The sequence below is a fragment of the Shewanella sp. N2AIL genome (assembly GCF_022690845.1).
Taxonomy (GTDB): domain Bacteria; phylum Pseudomonadota; class Gammaproteobacteria; order Enterobacterales; family Shewanellaceae; genus Shewanella; species Shewanella baltica.
The window spans coordinates 1-386 of the sequence record NZ_JALBYT010000095.1 but is presented as its reverse complement, the minus strand read 5'-3'; the positions used below and the strand labels follow the sequence as shown (position 1 = coordinate 386).

Below are 386 nucleotides of genomic sequence, written 5' to 3'. Positions count from 1 at the left end.
GCTTGGTGACAATAGCCTTGTGGAACCACCTGATCCCATCCCGAACTCAGAAGTGAAACGCAAACGCGCCGATGGTAGTGTGGGGTCTCCCCATGTGAGAGTAGGTCATCGCCAAGCGCTTAATTATAATCTTAATTGATTAGTATAGAATTGCTGATATGGCTCAGTCGGTAGAGCGCATCCTTGGTAAGGATGAGGTCCCCAGTTCGATTCTGGGTATCAGCACCATTACAATCTAGTGTCATTTCCTAGAATACAAAATTTGCTTGGTGACAATAGCCTTGTGGAACCACCTGATCCCATCCCGAACTCAGAAGTGAAACGCAAACGCGCCGATGGTAGTGTGGGGTCTCCCCATGTGAGAGTAGGTCATCGCCAAGCGCCTA

At 49.0% G+C, this 386-nt stretch carries 1 tRNA gene and 2 rRNA genes; all 3 read left to right on the top strand.

The features are described 5' to 3' along the window. Nucleotide 1: 1 nt before the first annotated feature. The 3 genes from rrf (MO387_RS20875) to rrf (MO387_RS20865) all read left to right on the top strand — a co-directional run bounded on the left by rrf (MO387_RS20875) (nt 2) and on the right by rrf (MO387_RS20865) (nt 381). Nucleotides 2–117 (top strand): 5S ribosomal RNA (rrf, locus tag MO387_RS20875). Nucleotides 118–152: 35 nt separating this feature from the next. After that, nucleotides 153–228: transfer RNA gene (locus MO387_RS20870), tRNA-Thr, on the top strand. Nucleotides 229–265: 37 nt separating this feature from the next. Beyond that, a 5S ribosomal RNA gene (rrf, locus tag MO387_RS20865) occupies nt 266–381 on the top strand. The last annotated feature ends 5 nt before the right edge of the window (nt 382–386 follow it).